At 43.7% G+C, this 16,613-nt stretch carries 19 protein-coding genes; 9 read left to right on the top strand and 10 right to left on the bottom strand.

Going from position 1 to position 16,613, the window contains the following annotated elements; all coding sequences use genetic code 11:
* Nucleotides 1–119 precede the first annotated feature (119 nt).
* A complete protein-coding gene (locus F0220_RS01835; protein ID WP_105602524.1) occupies nucleotides 120–467 on the top strand; it encodes a hypothetical protein in 348 nt (115 codons plus the stop codon).
* Nucleotides 468–712: 245 nt separating this feature from the next.
* Here the strand turns inward: F0220_RS01835 and F0220_RS01830 are convergent, their stop codons facing one another.
* From F0220_RS01830 to F0220_RS01815, 4 genes are all read right to left on the bottom strand, one after another.
* Nucleotides 713–940 (bottom strand): cold-shock protein, encoded by a 228-nt coding sequence (locus tag F0220_RS01830; RefSeq protein ID WP_017691121.1) that lies wholly within the window; start codon nucleotides 938–940, stop codon nucleotides 713–715.
* A gap of 188 nt (nucleotides 941–1,128) precedes the next feature.
* Nucleotides 1,129–1,329, bottom strand: a complete 201-nt coding sequence (locus F0220_RS01825) for a cold-shock protein (RefSeq protein ID WP_024633772.1) — start codon at nucleotides 1,327–1,329, stop codon at nucleotides 1,129–1,131.
* Between the two features lie 395 nt (nucleotides 1,330–1,724).
* The gene (locus F0220_RS01820; RefSeq protein ID WP_036607962.1) at nucleotides 1,725–1,961 is read right to left on the bottom strand and encodes a DUF6953 family protein; all 237 of its coding nucleotides are present in this window, start codon (nucleotides 1,959–1,961) and stop codon (nucleotides 1,725–1,727) included.
* 150 nt (nucleotides 1,962–2,111) lie between these two features.
* Nucleotides 2,112–2,900 carry a CPBP family intramembrane glutamic endopeptidase gene (locus tag F0220_RS01815; RefSeq protein WP_091019855.1) on the bottom strand — a complete coding sequence of 263 codons (789 nt, stop codon included), beginning with the start codon at nucleotides 2,898–2,900 and terminating at the stop codon, nucleotides 2,112–2,114.
* 305 nt (nucleotides 2,901–3,205) lie between these two features.
* On the opposite strand from F0220_RS01815, the gene F0220_RS01810 reads away from it, so the two are divergent.
* Complete coding sequence (locus tag F0220_RS01810) at nucleotides 3,206–3,877, top strand: phosphatase PAP2 family protein (RefSeq protein WP_105602523.1); 672 nt, start codon at nucleotides 3,206–3,208, stop codon at nucleotides 3,875–3,877.
* Nucleotides 3,878–4,011: 134 nt separating this feature from the next.
* Here F0220_RS01810 and F0220_RS01805 read toward each other — a convergent pair whose 3' ends face one another.
* Entirely contained in the window at nucleotides 4,012–4,791 is a 780-nt protein-coding gene (locus tag F0220_RS01805) for a helix-turn-helix transcriptional regulator (protein ID WP_091019851.1), read from the bottom strand.
* A 112-nt stretch (nucleotides 4,792–4,903) separates the two neighbouring features.
* Between F0220_RS01805 and pyk the strand changes: the two genes are divergently transcribed.
* Nucleotides 4,904–6,319, top strand: a complete 1,416-nt coding sequence (gene pyk / locus F0220_RS01800; RefSeq protein WP_036607968.1) for a pyruvate kinase — start codon at nucleotides 4,904–4,906, stop codon at nucleotides 6,317–6,319.
* A gap of 138 nt (nucleotides 6,320–6,457) precedes the next feature.
* Here the strand turns inward: pyk and F0220_RS01795 are convergent, their stop codons facing one another.
* Entirely contained in the window at nucleotides 6,458–7,987 is a 1,530-nt protein-coding gene (locus F0220_RS01795; RefSeq protein WP_105602521.1) for a methyl-accepting chemotaxis protein, read from the bottom strand.
* Nucleotides 7,988–8,163: 176 nt separating this feature from the next.
* Entirely contained in the window at nucleotides 8,164–8,613 is a 450-nt protein-coding gene (locus F0220_RS01790) for an SRPBCC family protein (RefSeq protein WP_091019847.1), read from the bottom strand.
* Nucleotides 8,614–8,872: 259 nt separating this feature from the next.
* Here F0220_RS01790 and F0220_RS01785 point away from each other — a divergent pair, with 259 nt between their 5' ends.
* Together F0220_RS01785 and F0220_RS01780 are read left to right on the top strand one after the other, a co-directional pair.
* Nucleotides 8,873–9,610: a WecB/TagA/CpsF family glycosyltransferase gene (locus F0220_RS01785; protein ID WP_105602520.1), complete on the top strand. Its 738-nt coding sequence runs from the start codon at nucleotides 8,873–8,875 to the stop codon at nucleotides 9,608–9,610.
* Between the two features lie 28 nt (nucleotides 9,611–9,638).
* Nucleotides 9,639–10,463, top strand: a complete 825-nt coding sequence (locus F0220_RS01780; protein WP_105602518.1) for a helix-turn-helix transcriptional regulator — start codon at nucleotides 9,639–9,641, stop codon at nucleotides 10,461–10,463.
* A 31-nt stretch (nucleotides 10,464–10,494) separates the two neighbouring features.
* On the opposite strand, the gene F0220_RS01775 is transcribed toward F0220_RS01780, so the two are convergent.
* Complete coding sequence (locus F0220_RS01775) at nucleotides 10,495–11,028, bottom strand: MOSC domain-containing protein (RefSeq protein WP_091019841.1); 534 nt, start codon at nucleotides 11,026–11,028, stop codon at nucleotides 10,495–10,497.
* Nucleotides 11,029–11,295: 267 nt separating this feature from the next.
* On the opposite strand from F0220_RS01775, the gene F0220_RS01770 reads away from it, so the two are divergent.
* The 3 genes from F0220_RS01770 (at nucleotide 11,296) to F0220_RS01760 (ending at nucleotide 13,188) form a co-directional block, all read left to right on the top strand.
* On the top strand, nucleotides 11,296–11,652 hold the full coding sequence (locus F0220_RS01770; protein WP_179198648.1) for a DUF1304 domain-containing protein: 357 nt from the start codon (nucleotides 11,296–11,298) through the stop codon (nucleotides 11,650–11,652).
* Nucleotides 11,653–11,728: 76 nt separating this feature from the next.
* Nucleotides 11,729–12,568: a DUF4261 domain-containing protein gene (locus F0220_RS01765; RefSeq protein WP_105602516.1), complete on the top strand. Its 840-nt coding sequence runs from the start codon at nucleotides 11,729–11,731 to the stop codon at nucleotides 12,566–12,568.
* A 260-nt stretch (nucleotides 12,569–12,828) separates the two neighbouring features.
* A complete protein-coding gene (locus F0220_RS01760) occupies nucleotides 12,829–13,188 on the top strand; it encodes a hypothetical protein (protein WP_105602515.1) in 360 nt (119 codons plus the stop codon).
* A 149-nt stretch (nucleotides 13,189–13,337) separates the two neighbouring features.
* On the opposite strand, the gene F0220_RS01755 is transcribed toward F0220_RS01760, so the two are convergent.
* Nucleotides 13,338–13,847 (bottom strand): GNAT family N-acetyltransferase, encoded by a 510-nt coding sequence (locus F0220_RS01755; protein WP_091019836.1) that lies wholly within the window; start codon nucleotides 13,845–13,847, stop codon nucleotides 13,338–13,340.
* On the bottom strand, nucleotides 13,844–14,371 hold the full coding sequence (locus F0220_RS01750; protein ID WP_105602513.1) for a hypothetical protein: 528 nt from the start codon (nucleotides 14,369–14,371) through the stop codon (nucleotides 13,844–13,846). The genes F0220_RS01755 and F0220_RS01750 overlap by 4 nt, the downstream gene beginning before the upstream one ends.
* 239 nt (nucleotides 14,372–14,610) lie before the next feature.
* Between F0220_RS01750 and F0220_RS01745 the strand changes: the two genes are divergently transcribed.
* A complete protein-coding gene (locus tag F0220_RS01745; RefSeq protein ID WP_181155622.1) occupies nucleotides 14,611–16,587 on the top strand; it encodes a methyl-accepting chemotaxis protein in 1,977 nt (658 codons plus the stop codon).
* Nucleotides 16,588–16,613: the final 26 nt, after the last annotated feature.

Genomic DNA, 16,613 nt, shown 5'->3' with positions numbered 1-16,613 from the left:
AAACGGCTTCTCCCTATTCGATTTACCGGGTACTCGTCCATACCAAATCCTCTTTTATTTACTATGATATACAAACCGTTGAATTCAAGCGGCAACCACATCTAATGAGGAGGATATGCATGTACAGAATTAATCGGGTATGTGAAGAAACGGTTTCTCCGCACGTTGGACGTTCCGTTTGTCTTGTTATGAAAGACGGTAAGCATATGTATGGTACGCTTAGCCAATGTCGTGATGGCAAAGTATATTTGAACGGATGTTTCGAGGGACCACGGCTGTGTTCAGTCAAATCCAAACAGCAACTGGTAAAAAGCAGCAAGAAAAACGCTATTGCATCAAAGAAAGTTAAATCTTCGGCCTATGGTCCATATGGTTACGGAGGATACGGTGGGGGTTACGGCTATGGAGCTGGAATCGATCTGGCTCTGGTAGCAACATTGTTTCTGCTGCCATTCCTGTTCATCTAAATTCCAATCTGATCGTGGTAAAATTGTAGTCATAATAAAGACCCTTTTTGCTTATAGCGAAAAGGGTCTTTATCTTTTTCATACAATTCACGTCAATTACACTATATTTTCTGTTAAAAAATGATACAAAAAAAGGCATTCGCCAAAACGAATGCCGGGAACTTCATATTTAATACCCTTACCTTCGCACAGGGTGTCTATTTAATCTTAAAAAAAAACACCTCGTTAGAGGCGGGTAAGCTATGTTAAATCCGATTTCCTTTAGGCATCGTTTTCAGATTACTATTCGAATTCTCAAGCAATGGTAGCATCCTAGTCGTGCTGACCATCTCAGAAGCACATATCGGACAAGTAGGTACGTTATCAAACGCAAAATTGTCCCGCATCCATCCTTTGCACGTATCACTCGTACATTCCCAGATTGCCGCATCAGCTTGTGGAATCTCTTCCAACGGTTTTTTGCGATTATACATGACTTCTACCCCCTTTGTTATGGAAAAACATCTAACCGACGTTATTTCACAGAAGCCTACACTTAGCGGAAGTTTCACGTCCCACCGGACTCCTACCTCGACAACTAATGGGCGACTTTTTATATAACTGATCAAAAAAAAGAAGCTGCCTTTACCATTATAACATGTTAAAGGCAGCTATGCTTTAATTACAGTTTTACAACTTCTTCTGCTTGAGGACCACGGTTTCCTTGTACAATTTTAAATTGCACGCGTTGACCTTCGTCCAGCGTTTTGAAGCCTTCGCCTGTAATAGCGCTGAAGTGTACGAATACATCTTCTCCGCCTTCAACTTCGATGAAACCGAAGCCTTTATCAGCGTTGAACCATTTTACTGTTCCGTTTTGCATGTGAATTACACCTCCAAATAAAGATTAACATGTTCCTTTGTTCTTTGCAGCAAGCAAATAAAAATTCACACATTGAAAAAGGTACCAGTCATAAACCTATAAGTGATCGCCCTTTACAATATATGAATTAGGTTTTCCACTCTCTACAACTTGTTTTTATTATAACTCCAATTCAGCCAAAAAGCAAATCTTTGTATTTTCTTTTCAAACAGCTTTGGAAATACATGTTATTAACACGTGTGGGGCCAAGGTTTATCACGCTTATGTGCCTGGTCACTTGTGTACGGTCTTATGAAAGGATATGCAGATCTAATCCATCTTATACATTTTTTATATAATATTCTGACATGCATATCCAACACAACCAATGAATCATCTTAATCCAGTATAACACACTATGTCCATGCCCACATAAATGCATCCCGATCCCAGGCGATCTGCCCACGATGAAGCTTACGGAAAGCTTTCTTCACTTCTTTGGACAATGATGTATTGCCGTTCTCGTTCACAAAAACAAACTCTTCGCCGAAATGGGTCTTCACATATTCTATGGCAGCTTCCTGATGAAGTGTTCCTGTGAATTTAATCTCCTGTACCATCCATTCTGCTACACCTTGTGCTGTCTTCTCCACTATATCACCTACTGTCTAAACCTTAATGTACGGATGGGCAGACCTCGTATCATGAACATATCTGTCTTCCCGCCAGACTGAAGTATACCATGATCCAACTGCTGACGGGAAACTGTATGATAACTACTTTCAAGCAATACCCGCAATACCTTAATGAACAACCGTATTCGCTTGCTCACTCCCTTTGGATGGAATAGACGAATTTGTTCGAATGCTCCACACTAACCATGCACAGTAAGCAATCAGTACTGCCAGTATAAACAGATCGTAAGGAAGTGTACCTGTGTCCTCCAGATCATTCCCTAGAAATTGAATCAGATTATGTATGAAATGAAACAATATAAGCGGTACGATATTTCCGTTCTTCAGCATCAATAACGCAAGTACAACTCCCAGGAGCAGCGCATAGATCAATTGCATGATCGTATCCGTCATATCCTGACCAGACAATGCGTTCAGCAGATGTGTAATCGAAAACAATATGCTGGAGGTCACAACTGCGGCCACTGCACTTTTTTGAAGCAATGTTTTGAAAATAAGTCCACGATAGATCGTTTCCTCAACAAAAGCTACGAGCAAGGTAAAAAAGATGAAAAAGGCTACCCGTGACAAGCTCAGCTCCCCAAATCCTTTCAGTGAAAGTGTACCCAGTACAAGGAGTAGTGGAATATAATACTTTGCGTGGCCAGCCGGGATACTTCGCAAAGATCGGAATCCAGTCTCTCCCCACTTGCGCCTTAACGTCAGATAGATCATCAGAACAATTGCGATGGGTGTAAAGGAAATGAGTACAGGGGAAGTGTAGTCCAGTTGCTTTATCGTCGCAATGGCCCCTGCTGCAAATACGGCTAACAGGAGAAGCAGCTCAATAATTACAACGGTGAGCACAGGTTTGCGCTCGGAAAAGGAATGTTTCGGCTTGGATTGCGCATTAATCATACATTTGCCTACCTCGTTTCATTTATGTTTTCCGTTGTCATAAGAACTTATATGCCAATATAGTTGTATCACATCATCCGTATATTGAATATCCCTATTATGGATAAAACTATAAAAGTAACAAAAAAGAGACTTATACTAACCTCTTTTCCCCTAAAATCAGGTATGGCTTATACCTTTATCTGTCCATTATAGTATTACAAGAGTTCAATGCTGCAGGGGTGTCGCGACTCTTCAGCGTCATATATCTATGAAGTACCCATTAACGATAGTTTCACAATGCATAATGAAATCAGGGGGATACTATGAAAGCATTCTTTCAGCGCTGGGGGCATTTACTGGCTATTCTGTGCATACCGCTCCAAGGCTCCATTTACGTATTTCTAGGCAGCAACACCGGAAGTGATGTCTTCTACAATTATGCCTGGATTGATACACAGATTCCTTTTCTCAAAGAATTTATTTATCCGTACATTAGCTGGATGCCCATTCTGTATCTTGGATTTCTCTATTTGGGTCTGACGAACAAGTCGCTATTCTGGCGCACGCTGATTACCTACAATGTTGGTGTCATGGCTGCCAATGTCTGTTTTGCGATTTTTCCTACCCATGTCCCGCGCCCTGAGATCGGCGGAACTGATCTGAGTAGCGTGTTAGTACAGTTTATCTATATAAATGATGCGCCCTTCAACTGTTTCCCAAGTGTTCACGTTCTGACCAGCTATTTGCTGTTTATTGTGATCAACAGACACTTGAACTTTAAGCCTATGGCACGGATTTCTTGGTCGGTATGGCTGTGGTTGATTATTGCTTCAACGGTGTTTGTAAAACAGCATTCCTTGCTGGACATCGCTGGCGGCATTTTGTTTGCTGAGGCCGCGTATTGGACTGTACATGTCTTTGCTCTTCGTCTTGGGCAGGCACGAAAAAAAGGCAAGCAGCCACTCACAGCTTCTAACCCAAGCAGTCATGTATAACGACATTTATATAAGTAACAGGTGGGATGATGATCCTGCTATACAGCAAAAGAGGGCCTAGGCCCTCTTTTTTTGTACTCATTTAATTAAACCTACTTATATAGAAGAACTTTATTTGGGTTGGACTACGCGTTTCATGCTATAGGTGGTCGTTCATGAAGAAGGTCAGACGGTGGACTTCCGGTTATACGTTTGAATATGCGGTAAAAATAAGACAGATCCCGGTAGCCGAGAAATTCGGCAATTTCCTGGATGGAGAGTTGTGACTCGGTGAGCAGATATATGGCTCGTTTCATCCGTTGATCATGGACATATTGACTGATGGTCTGATTTGTCATGCTTTTGAATAATGCAGCAGCATAATTGGGAGTTTTTTTGATCTCGTCCCCGAGTTCTTCCTTCGTCACTTTCTCCCGATAATGCCGCTCTATATATCGCTTCATCCGTTCAACATGATTATGCCTCTCCGGCGGGATAACTCCACGATCAAGCTCCCTGTTCATATAAATCAACACTTCCATCAATAAGGCTTGGCTCATCATGACATAATAAGAAGGACGCTCTTGCCATTGTTGATAAATAGCGCTCATGCGTTGATGGATCAGTTCGTAACATCCAGGTTTATGCCGCAATGCCTCATACCGTTCCAGTGCAGGCAAAGTTTCCATATGGTCGCGTTGCAGTTGAATTACAATCTGTGTGTGCGTTACTGTAGGAATACTCTTGCCGTAATATGGGGTACCACCTGGAATGAGGAGCAATTCACCTTTTTCCATGATCTGTTTATCACCGTTCACCCAATATACACATTTTCCATAAGTAACCAAGCTAAGCCGCCAAGTTTCTTGAGATTGCACAGCTTCTTCGTACCAACCGACACCATTAATATGTCGTACTTCAAGTGGAGTGACCATAACACACCTCATTATCGGACTATACTCTAATCATTGTACTATAGTTCATACCCTGATTCGACAGAAAACGCTACAATACACATATAAGCTTAAATATGAGGAGGAAATCAGCATGTTAAAAACAAAAATTATTTGTACCATGGGACCTGCTTGTGACTCAATCGAATTGTTAAAAGTAATGATTCAGGAAGGTATGACCGTTGCCCGTCTGAACATGGCTCATGGCGAACTGGAAGATCACGTTACACGGATTAACAATATCCGCAAAGCAGCTTCCGAACTGAACACCTATATACCGATCATGATGGACATCAAAGGGCCGGAAGTACGTATCGGCAAACTGAAAGAAGCATCCTGCCATCTGCAAGCTGGTAAAGAGCTGATCCTGACTACTGAAGAAATTCTTGGTGACGCTGAGCGTATCTCGGTAAACTATCCAGAACTGAACCTCGTTGTGAAACCTGGCGATCGTATCCTCATCGATGATGGCCTTGTGGATCTGACTGTACTGTCTGTGGAAGGATCCGATATCCATTGCAAAATCATCAGTGGCGGCATTCTGAAACCACGCAAAGGGGTTAACTTGCCAGGAATCAAAACGACATTGCCAGGTGTAACCGAGCGTGACGTTATGCACATCGGATTTGGGATCGAAAACGATATCGAAATTATCGCAGCATCCTTTGTTCGTAAAGGTGATGACATCCGTGAAATCCGCAGCATTTTGAAAGAACGCGGTGTAGACCACGTTCAGATCATCTCCAAAATCGAAAACCAGGAAGGTATGACCAACCTGGACGATATTATTGAAGCATCTGACGGCATCATGGTAGCTCGTGGAGATCTCGGTGTTGAGGTGCCAATCGAAGACGTACCCATGATGCAAAAAGAAATGATCGATAAATGTAACCGCGCTGGTAAACCAGTTATCGTAGCTACACACATGCTGGAGTCCATGCAAGTGAACCCACGCCCTACTCGTTCCGAAGTTAGTGATGTGGCCAATGCTGTACTTCAAGGTGCTGACGTTGTGATGTTGTCCGGTGAATCCGCTGCTGGTAAATATCCGGTACAATCCGTGCGCACGATGGCTGCTGTTGCTCGCCGTGCTGAAACGATGATCGATTACAAAGAGCAATTCGCACAAAAATCGGCTCAACAGATCGCTGATATTACTGAAGTTATCAGTCAGGGCGCTGTAAGTTCTTCCCTCGTACTGAATGCAAAAGCAATCATCACTTCGACTGAGAGTGGATTCACAGCACGTATGATATCCAAGTATCGTCCAAAAGCACCAATCATCGCAGTTACACAACATGAAGAAGTATTGGCGAAGATCTGCCTGCTCTCAGGTGTCATTCCGGTTATGGGCGACAAAGTAACAACAACGGATGAAATGTTCGAATCGGCTACGCGGAACGCAATCAAAACAGGTTACATTGAAAAAGGTGACATCATTGTGTTGTCCGCTGGTGTTCCAATCGGTCAATCCGGTAATACAAACCTGATCAAAGTTCAACAAGTTTAATTCAATAGCTAACGGAAGCTATATATCTTAGCTATAAAATAGAAATACAAAAAACCACCGGGAGCAGAAATGCTTCCCGGTGGTTTTTTATTGATGTTGTTGCCAATGATCGTGATGTTATAAGAAACGGCTTCGAGATTATAGATTCCGCGAGTAATTAACCAGATCCTGTGACATGGTGTTGATCTCATCCATTGAAGCATTCACCTGTTGTGTCAGAGCAGCTTGATTTTGTGTTAACGTGGACATATTACCGATGTGCTCAAGAATCTGATCAATCAGTGTTTTCATCTTCTGCATGCTATCTTCGATATTTACTGTGGCCTCCGAACTGTGATCAGCCAGTTTCCGCACTTCTCCTGCAACAACGCCAAATCCCAGTCCCAGCTCTCCCGCTCGTGCAGCTTCAATGGCCGCATTCAACCCCAGCAGATTGGTCTGACTGGCAATCTCTCGAATAAACACGGTGATATTCTTCGTATCATCTGCACTGCTTTTCACTTGAATGGCTGCATCGGCAGATAACTCCTGTGCAGTCACCAAATCCTGTGCCTGATCCGTAATCGAATTGATTCCACGCACCATCTCACCTATGGACTCCGACAATTGTTTTGTTTTCAGATTCATGGCTTCCACGATCTGTTCCTTATTCTTCTCATGGGTGACATCCCGAATGGTGCCAGCTACACGGAGCGGTACTCCATCCTGATCCCTAATGGTCTCCCCACCCGCGTGATACCACCGATACTCCCCGTCTTTGCGCTGCAGACGATAATCCAGATCGTACGGCGTACGACCACTGTAATCGTTCATATGTCTGGCAAATTCGTTGATCGTCCGATCATGGTCTTCCGGATGAAGTCGGCTGCTCCAGCTGCTGAACACATTCGGGAAATCCTGCTCGTCTTTAAACCCTAACTCTTTACGGAACTGGGGTGACCACCAAAATTCATTGTTCGGATTAACCACATCTCCAGCCACAACCGTCATATCCCACGGTGCCTCCACCAAGGCGCGGTTAACCAGATCATATCGGGTGACGAGTGCTTCTAACTCATCAGACTTGCTCTTCTCCTCATGAATATCAAACATGATGCCCAGAAGTTTGACTGGAACTCCAGCCTGATTTCGGATGACTTGTCCAAGGCATCGGAACCAGCGAGTCTCTCCACTTTTTGTAATCATACGGCTGATGACGTTATAGGCAGTTGTTGCTCTTGTGTCATTCACATGTTTCATAATCTCCTGCACCAGTTGAGGTCTGTCATCCGGATATATTGACTTCGCCCAGCTTGCAAATGAATTGGGATATTCCTTGGCATTATGGAATCCTAACATTTGGCGGAATTCATTCGAAAATGAGACGATGTTATTGTTATCCAGTGGATCACCAGCAACAATTTCAGATTCCCATAATCCCACATTCATCGCCTGATTCAGCATTTTAAGGCGCATTTCCACGTCTTCGTTTTGAGCTTTCATCATATGTACTGCTTTTTTGATATTACTAGCTATTTCATTAGTATCCTGAAACTCAATGCCATCTTCGATCCATGCGTCATAGTTGCCCTTTTCTGCGTTTGCTACCAGTTTACGACTATACTCCAGTAAATTCTGATGCGCATCTGTACGAAGGTGTTTGGTCGATTCAGTACGTTTACGAAACATGCTCATTTCTCCTCTTAGCTCATATGATATATATTTCGACATTATCAGACATTAAGTGTAGAGCAATGAACTCAATTTTGTATAAAAACAAGAACCAGCGCTGAAACAGCACTGGTTCTTATAGTAATTGCCTTTATTTTTATGAAAATAAATCTTAAATGACTGCCTCTCACCAGCTACCAGCCAAAATTCAGTGTTTTCCCCGTTTCCACCCAAGTTTTGATGCTGCTTAGAATCATCCACCAGCTGCTCTGTGCATTCGCAAAGGAAGGATGGTTATCTGTAAATTGATCATTGATCAGCGTCAGCTTCGTACACTCACCTACAGTTTCCAACTGGAAGACCACTCTGGATTGAAGCTCGGCATGATTCGCATGGTACGACGGTCCAGGATGCTCCTGATAACTAAGTCTGGACAACGGTTCAAATTCTAATATATCTCCATACACATGGACAGTCTCCGCACCATCATTGCCCGGCCCTACATAAGCAAACGGCTGGCCTGGTTGGAAATTGGTGCGAAGTTCGCTGCCGAAAAAGCTGTTCCGTGTGCCGTCTGGTGATATTAGAGCATTCCACACCTCTTCCAGTCCTGCATTGATATAAAATTCATATTTCAGTTCCATGGACTCACTCCCTTTATGTATTGGATAAGCGATCTGCCAACCTCGCACTCCTATCCTATCGTTATACCCCAAAGGCCGTATTGTAAAAACGCGACAACAGGTAAAATATAGCTCTTTATGTTTTCGGGAACGTTGTTATACCATGTTCCAAAAGGATTGCGCCCATATAGTGCTTTCCTAGAAGATCAGATATACTAAACTGGAATGAAATAACAGGTCTGTTCAAGGTAATACGACTAATTAAGAAAGGAAATGAGATATGAGCCAATCAACAAATATTATGGGTATCCCTTTTCCCAATGTCACGATGGATCAAACGGTTGCAATCCTTGATAAAGTCGTAGATCAGGAAAGCAATGAACTCTTCCATGTCATCACAGGTAATCCCGAGATTGTTATGTCCTGTCAAAAGAATGCATCTCTTCGGAAAGTCGTCGATCAAGCCGGGTTGGTCACAGCTGACGGTGCTGGCATTGTGATGGTATCCCGTTTCCGCGGTGGACAATTGACTGAACGGGTAACCGGTTGTGATCTGCTGTTTCGTTTATTGGAGGAAGGCGATCAAAAACACTGGTCATTCTACATGCTGGGAGCAGAAGAAAGTGTCAGTGAAGAGGCCGTAAAAGTTATAGCGCAACGTTATCCGGGAGTTGTTGTAAAGGGTAGACACCATGGTTACTTCCAGGCAGATGAGGAACAACGGATTGTGGAAGAGATTTGTACTGCTCAACCAGACTTTCTTATCGTGGCTCTTGGCGCCCCCCATGCGGAACACTGGATTAACAAGTATCGCCACCAGTTGAACGCTCGTGTAGCCATAGGTGTTGGAGGCAGTCTCGATATCGTGGCTGGCAGAACCAAACGTGCCCCTGCGATATGGCAGAAGCTTAACCTGGAATGGCTCTATCGCCTCCTCAGTCAACCTTCGAGATGGCGCAGGCAACTCATTTTACCCCGTTTTGCTATGCGGGCATTGTTGTTCAGAGAACCTAAATAATGTGAGATGAGCAGGAGGGATGATTCAGATGAAACAGGTAGAACAAGGAGACAGACAAAGTATGGGCCTGTTGAATCTGAATGAAGGTGATCATAAATATCAACTGACACGCCATGCTCCTTCCGAAGCACTTCGCCCTTTTGTTAAACATTACTGGATCGTATCGTGGGATCTGACTGGACTTGAACCGTATCCCCAACATGTCGTGCCTAACCCCTGTGTCAATCTGGTTGTGGAACGTAACAATACGTTTTTCTTCGGACCATCGGGACGTAAATTCTCCTATCTTGTGAGCGGGAAAGGACGTGTATTTGGCGTGAAGTTCAAACCAGGAGGGTTTTATCCCTTCCTCCGCGCTCCTGTCTCTTCATTGTACGGACAGCCGATGGATGTCCCCAGTATTCTGGACGTCACAGCGGAATCCTTGGAAGACCGGCTTCTTGGGGCGGGGGATGATGCGGATAAAACCAATTACATCGACCAACTATTATGTGCACACCTTCCTGCTGAAGATGCTCAAGCGAGAATGGTTCATGATATTGTACAACAGATTGAACAGAACCGGGAGATGCTGAGAGTAGATGATCTGTCTTCTTATTGGAATATGCATACCCGAAAGCTTCAACGCCTGTTCAATCAGTATGTGGGCATAGGACCCAAAACCGTAATCAAGTTGTATCGTCTACAAAATGCTGCAGAATGGATGGACCGCGGTCTTCACTGTGACCTGATTAAGCTATCTCAGGATCTTGGATATCATGATCAATCCCATTTCATCCGAGATTTCAAGTCCATTATTGGCAGTACACCAGAGGAATACTTACACTCTAGACATCCGCATGGTGAGCGCTGAGAGCTGATCAATTAGAAACCTGTCTTGAAAATCAGGACAGGTGAATGACTTCTATGGTATCCCCCGTGTGAATCACACCTTCCCGTTCAACCGAGCATACAATCCCGCGTTTTTTGCGAGCCGCAGGCACGAATTTTTTGCGCAAACCGTCCTGTTCATAGAATTGTTCAATCATTTTTCCCGGATGTACACAGGGAAGGTTCTCCCCTTCGCATATTAACCCTGTCCCGTTTGGAAATAGGAGCCGCGTTCCAGCAGGCAGTTCCGTCAATCGATCAATGCCACGGACCAGTATATTGGCACCCAGCCACTCTGGACGCACTTCAGGAATGTTCATTTTCTCAGCAATAAGAGCACATTCTTCCTCAGACACAATACTGATCTGGCGGCGATTCACAATCGGTGTGCCACGCTTGTAGATTTTCTGACGTGAGTCCGCCGGACGAAGCAGACCATAATGACGGTCACCCGGAATTCCTGCAAGCTCAATGTCGATAAAAGGTACAACTCGGGTTACAAATGTGGATGGATCATCAGCCAACATGACGAATTGAACTGTTCCCATAATAATCTCCTCCCTTTCCTGAGCAATATTACTTCTTTATTGTTCATTATTACCCAATGAATGGATTGTCGACAATCGGCGTATGCTTACCTTTGTAACCATTTTTTAATTTCAACATCAATAACTCAACTGGAAAACGATATATTATTTTAATAATACGCAATTAAATTGTTACAAATTAAATTTACTCTTTCCGTTCTTGTTGCAAACACTTATACTAGGATGGACAAGTAAATAAATTACATATCAGAAAGCAAGGTGTTTCCTTTGATTAGTATCATTTTTGTAGCTCTTGTAGCTGTCGAACACTTCTATATCATGGTGATGGAGATGTTTATGTGGACTCGTCCACGCACAATGAAAACCTTTAATCTCACGCCGGAATTCGCCAAATCCACCAAATCCCTCGCGGCCAATCAAGGTCTTTACAATGGATTTCTTGCAGCAGGTCTGATCTGGGGACTCTTATATCCGGATGCTGCCGTTGGACAGCATATTCAGATTTTCTTCCTGGCGTGTGTGATTATTGCGGCTCTTTATGGAGGAGCAACTTCTTCACGGTCGATCATTATCAAACAAGGTTTGCCTGCGATCATTGCGTTGTTGCTCGTTCTGTTCCTGTAATTTCTGTCGAATGGTGCATTGCTTCGATTCATGTTAACTCCTTTATGGTAAGGTAGTGAATAGATAGCAGTGTACAATGACCAGAATCGTTCTGGAATTGGAAGGAGAACATGTCATGGGATTGTTTGACAAGCTTCGGCGGCGCAAAAAGGAGAAGGTACCTGCAGGTGGTGCTGTCGAATCGACGAATTACAGTGAAACCATCGTGGGTTTTGTCCTGCTGGAGCGTGACGATTGTGATTTTGACCTCTTCATCAGGAACATGAAGAACGAATGGGATATCGAGATTGAAGAACGCCCGGAGGAGGGCAATCTCTTTTTCGAAGTGAATGGAATGCAGGTGGTATGTGCCCACATTGCCGCGCCTGTGCCTGACCGTGAAGTTGAAGAGAATGCCAAACTCAACATCCTTTGGCGAGAAGCGGAGCAAATTACCTCACGGCACCAGTCTCAGATTATTGTCTCTGTTCTGAACGCAACAAATGCTATTGATGGACATGTTCTGTTCACTCAAACAGCAAGTGCCTTGTTACAGTTGGATCACGCGCTGGCCATATACATGGCCCCACTTGTTGTTGAAGCCAGTCAATATGTCGAAACCAGCCGTGGGATCAAACATGATGAGTTGCCAGTCTCGCTCTGGATTTTCATCGGACTATTCCAAAATGCCGAAGGCGCCTCAGCTTACACTTACGGACTACGTAACTTTGGAAAAGAAGAGATGGAGATTATGCAATCGTCGGAGTCCTTAAGCGATGTATTTGAGATGATGTTTATGACCACAACGTATGTGGTTGAGAACGACGTCACACTGCATGATGGGGAAACACTAGGCTTCTCGGCAGAACAAAAGCTGAGCATTTCTCTTTCCAAAGGTGTAGCAACGGAAGGTAACAGTTTGAAGATTGGCTTCTAATTTAAGTAGTTATCTTAACTTTATCGTGTACAGTTGTAGAAGCCGTCTGGAGTTCAACCTCTGGGTGGCTTTTAGCTATTCAACCTTCCTCCCCATGACGATATGATAACAATCCCTGAATTTAACTCCCCTAGGAAGAAGTAGTTCATAAGAACCACTAAATTATGAATTTAGTTTTCATTCTCGCTATAAAAAGGTATAATTAATAGGCTTATAGTCTCATATATTACATATTATTTTATTATCGAGGAGTTGCCTACATGTCTGTTAGACGTTTGGATTCAACTAAACCTATTATTGAAATTATCTGGGAAGGTATTGTTTCTCCTGAACATGTCGAACAAACGAATACAGAAATCCAGAGAATAGCGGAACAATTGGGAAATTCGTTTGATGTGCTAGTAGATATGCGGAACATGAAGGCTTTCCCTCAGGATACAAAAGAAAAAATTGTGGAACACCAGAAACTACTGGCACAGTGGGGGATGAAGCGAGCTAGTGTAGCCGTAGGTGGTGCGATAGCCAAAATGCAATTGAATCGGATCTCCAAAGAGTCGGCGCACCAGACTGAATTCCAATGGGAAACGTATGACGAGGCTTTGGCATTTTTGTTGAAATAATATTGAAGTGATACGGACTAAGTAGAATAAGAGAGATACTGATGCTGTACATGGCACACAGAAGGAGGCGTTCCCATGAGGAAGCGCCTTTTTCTTTTGCAGTTCCACTTGGCTTACTCAGTTTTGCCAGTGATCCGAACGCTCGTCATTTAAGATTCAAGTTTACTTACACGCACCATCGTTACCGATGTACCATTTAGGGACTCCTCCACGAATCCTAACCGCCTATATAAGCGAATTGCTTGGTTATCCGGGTCAACACTAAGCGAGACTGCTTCAAATCCCCGCCGTTCAACCTCATCTAATGCGGTCTGAAGCAGTAAGGTCCCTACTCCTTTTCCACGTGCATCTTCCGTTACAGCCATCCCCATCTCTGGCGTAGCTGCATTCACATAACCGTATCCCGCATTCTGATCCGTATAGAATCTTAATGTTATTGAACCTAGTCTCTTGCCCTGCTGGTCAACTGCAACATATCCGAAATCCCCTTCTCTCCCCCAGTCTTCAACGTATTTGGACAGTCCGGGAGTATGAATACTTTCGATTGGAAAAGGTTCATCACCATCTCTCCTATGCAGGGATGCGTATAACATTTCCCACAGGAAAGGGATATCCTGTTCGTCAATAGGGCGTACATAATAGTTGGATATAATGGTCATGTTTGCTCCTCCTTCAGCTTTCCAAAAAGGCGGTCCATCTCATTCAGATCAAACTCATTGGTAATCTCGTAGTCCTCAAGTTGGTCTCTCGTTTTCGCCTCATTGTAGATGGAGATGGAATTTTCATTATAAAACGTCAGTCCGAATCCATCGGTAAAGCGACCTTCTTTATTAATGGTAAGTCGCCACTCATAGTAATGCGGATTCCTTTCGGAAACGTCGAATTCCCGTACTCTTTTAAGATCAACATCCTTTAATAGCTTCAGCATGTCTCTAATCTCTTTGGGATCTGTAATCGTTATTTCATCATCTTCATTATACGGTTCATTGTCGGAAATTTTCCTAATCGTCAGTCGATCCAATGTATCCAGCATTGTCATATGATCTGTGACCTCTGCTCGAAACGTCGTATGTTTGCTAGGGATATACATGGTGTATTGACCGGAAGTATACATACGCACTGCAATAGCTAAAAAAACAATAATTATGGAGATACCCCATATATATTTGATTCTGTTTTTCACAGTCTAACCTCCTCCTGGAATTGAAGCCTTACACATTATATATCAAATAAAACCAGTTTTGTGTTCGTTATCTTCCCACATTTTATTCAATTGCAATTTCCATTCTTTCTCCCTACCAACCCTCATCTATTCACAAATCAAAATACATTTGGTCTCACCTAAGGATTAAATATTATTTGACGATATATATAATAAGCTTCAAACAAACTGACACATTCATGACATCTAGGGGGAAAAGTATGAAGTTAAAACTCAAATTGATGTTGGCCTTCTTCGTCACTGTTCTGCTTACAGCAGGCGCGCTCGCACCACTTGGTTTGGTTCAGACGGAAAACCAAGCTTCTCAGAGTGTGAACAACAAACTAGAAGGATTAATATCCACCGCAACATTTCAGTTGGACGGCTGGTTACACGGAAACGAGAAATTAGTGGAAACATTAGGCCTTGTCATTCAGGAGGCTGTTGCAGCTTCCGATCTCAATGAAGATTATTTGTCTATCATGTATAAGGGTACCAACCCTAACAATTTAGAGGACATATTTTACGGAGATGAGGAAGGCAAGTTTATGAACGGTTCTGACTTTGTCCCAGATACAGATTATGATCCCAGAGATCGTTCTTGGTATAAAGAGGCCAAACAAGCGGACAAGCTGATTTTTACCGACCCTTACCTTGACAACAAATCCAAACAATTTACAGTGTCTATCGCCATGCCAGTAAAGACAGAAAACGGTGCATTACGTGGAGTGGTTGCTTCTGATATTCTACTTTCCAAGTTAACCGATACAGTCAACCAAATTAATCTGGATGGACTAGGCTACACTTTTATGCTCGACAAAAAGGGAGTTATTTTAGCTCATCCCGAGGCTGATCTTGCAAGTACTTCAGCTGTGGACAACGGTCAATTGGGACCGTTACTTGCTGAGATGCAAACTAATCCATCAGGGCAAAAATCATTTCAATATAACGGAGAACATCTGCTTCTCTACTTCAAGCAGATTCCAAGCACAGGTTGGATCGTCGGTTCAGTCATATCTGAGAAACTCGCCTATGCTGACTATTATCAATTGCGTAACAATTACATTCTAATTATCGCCATTACATTATTGGTTGTACTTGGAGGTGCCTATTGGATCGCAACACTCTTCATCAAGCCACTGAGAAATCTCCATGAGACTTCCCTCCAAATGTCGAGTGGCGATTTTACAGGAAGGGTGCAGATCAAAGGCAAAGATGAATTCGCTGAACTCGGTATGGCATTCAATCAGATGTCCGATCAACTTAGCTCGTTGTTCAGGCAAGTAACGACTTCTGCCGATCGCGTACAAAGTATCTCGGGTGAGATGCAGGAGCATACAGATAAAACCAAGCGCATCGCAGAGCAGATCTCCATCGCCACGGATGAACTCGCTCAAGGTTCCAGTGCACAGGCTGAATCCGTGTATGATGGCTCAAGCCGTCTGTCAGAGATGAGTGATAGTGTCGGTGGCATCAATCGCAGTGTCGAGCAGTCCGTAACGATGATGCGTGAGGCAGGAGAAGCCATGCTAGCAGGACTACAAGCAGTAGATCATCAGGTGGAGCTTTCGGATGGTAACCGCCAATCGATTGACCGTGTAGGTGAATCAATCACTCTACTCGCAGACAAATCACAGAAGATTGAAGACATCGTCAGCATGATTCAAGGTATTGCTTCCCAGACCAACCTGCTGGCCCTGAACGCTTCGATTGAAGCCGCCAGAGCGGGTGAACATGGACGTGGATTTGCGGTGGTTGCCGAGGAAGTACGCAAACTGGCTGAACAATCCGCAGGCTCTGCTCAGGACATCATCGTGTTGCTGAATGAAATCCAGGCGGCTAGCCACCAAAGTGTGAGCGAGGTCGATTCTGCTGAACATGGTATTGAACAGCAGGTTGCTGCTGTACATGAGATGCGCAACTCATTTATGCGAATCAAGCATTCCATTGAAGGCATTGACACCCAGCTTCAACAAGTATCCTCTGCCACAACCGAATTGGATAACAACTCTGGCAAGATTGCTGAAGTGATCTCCAGTGTTGCGGCCATGTCCGAACAGAGCGCCGCTTCCACCGAAGAGGTTGCCTCTTCAACGCAAGAACAGTTCAATTATATTACCAGTATCTCGGAACGCTCCAATGAACTGGCCCAACAAGCTAATACACTCGCTGAAGAAGTGAAAAAGTTCAAGATATAAATCAACAAGCCGCGTTCCCCTATAAG

This window comes from Paenibacillus sp. 37 (assembly GCF_008386395.1).
GTDB lineage: Bacteria > Bacillota > Bacilli > Paenibacillales > Paenibacillaceae > Paenibacillus > Paenibacillus amylolyticus_B.
This window is presented reverse-complemented; position numbering and strand designations above follow the sequence as displayed.

What these genes read in the sequence shown, in the direction of transcription:
- F0220_RS01835 (WP_105602524.1), top strand. Translation starts at nt 120, where the DNA reads ATGTACAGAATTAATCGGGTATGTGAAGAAACGGTTTCTCCGCACGTT.
- F0220_RS01825 (WP_024633772.1), bottom strand. Translation starts at nt 1,329, where the DNA reads ATGCAAAACGGAACAGTAAAATGGTTCAACGCTGATAAAGGCTTCGGT.
- F0220_RS01780 (WP_105602518.1), top strand. Translation starts at nt 9,639, where the DNA reads ATGAAACAGGTAGAACAAGGAGACAGACAAAGTATGGGCCTGTTGAAT.
- F0220_RS01815 (WP_091019855.1), bottom strand. Translation starts at nt 2,900, where the DNA reads ATGATTAATGCGCAATCCAAGCCGAAACATTCCTTTTCCGAGCGCAAA.
- F0220_RS01790 (WP_091019847.1), bottom strand. Translation starts at nt 8,613, where the DNA reads ATGGAACTGAAATATGAATTTTATATCAATGCAGGACTGGAAGAGGTG.
- F0220_RS01810 (WP_105602523.1), top strand. Translation starts at nt 3,206, where the DNA reads ATGAAAGCATTCTTTCAGCGCTGGGGGCATTTACTGGCTATTCTGTGC.
- F0220_RS01755 (WP_091019836.1), bottom strand. Translation starts at nt 13,847, where the DNA reads ATGACCATTATATCCAACTATTATGTACGCCCTATTGACGAACAGGAT.
- F0220_RS01830 (WP_017691121.1), bottom strand. Translation starts at nt 940, where the DNA reads ATGTATAATCGCAAAAAACCGTTGGAAGAGATTCCACAAGCTGATGCG.
- pyk (WP_036607968.1), top strand. Translation starts at nt 4,904, where the DNA reads ATGTTAAAAACAAAAATTATTTGTACCATGGGACCTGCTTGTGACTCA.
- F0220_RS01760 (WP_105602515.1), top strand. Translation starts at nt 12,829, where the DNA reads ATGTCTGTTAGACGTTTGGATTCAACTAAACCTATTATTGAAATTATC.
- F0220_RS01765 (WP_105602516.1), top strand. Translation starts at nt 11,729, where the DNA reads ATGACCAGAATCGTTCTGGAATTGGAAGGAGAACATGTCATGGGATTG.
- F0220_RS01775 (WP_091019841.1), bottom strand. Translation starts at nt 11,028, where the DNA reads ATGGGAACAGTTCAATTCGTCATGTTGGCTGATGATCCATCCACATTT.
- F0220_RS01805 (WP_091019851.1), bottom strand. Translation starts at nt 4,791, where the DNA reads ATGGTCACTCCACTTGAAGTACGACATATTAATGGTGTCGGTTGGTAC.
- F0220_RS01745 (WP_181155622.1), top strand. Translation starts at nt 14,611, where the DNA reads ATGAAGTTAAAACTCAAATTGATGTTGGCCTTCTTCGTCACTGTTCTG.
- F0220_RS01785 (WP_105602520.1), top strand. Translation starts at nt 8,873, where the DNA reads ATGAGCCAATCAACAAATATTATGGGTATCCCTTTTCCCAATGTCACG.
- F0220_RS01795 (WP_105602521.1), bottom strand. Translation starts at nt 7,987, where the DNA reads ATGTTTCGTAAACGTACTGAATCGACCAAACACCTTCGTACAGATGCG.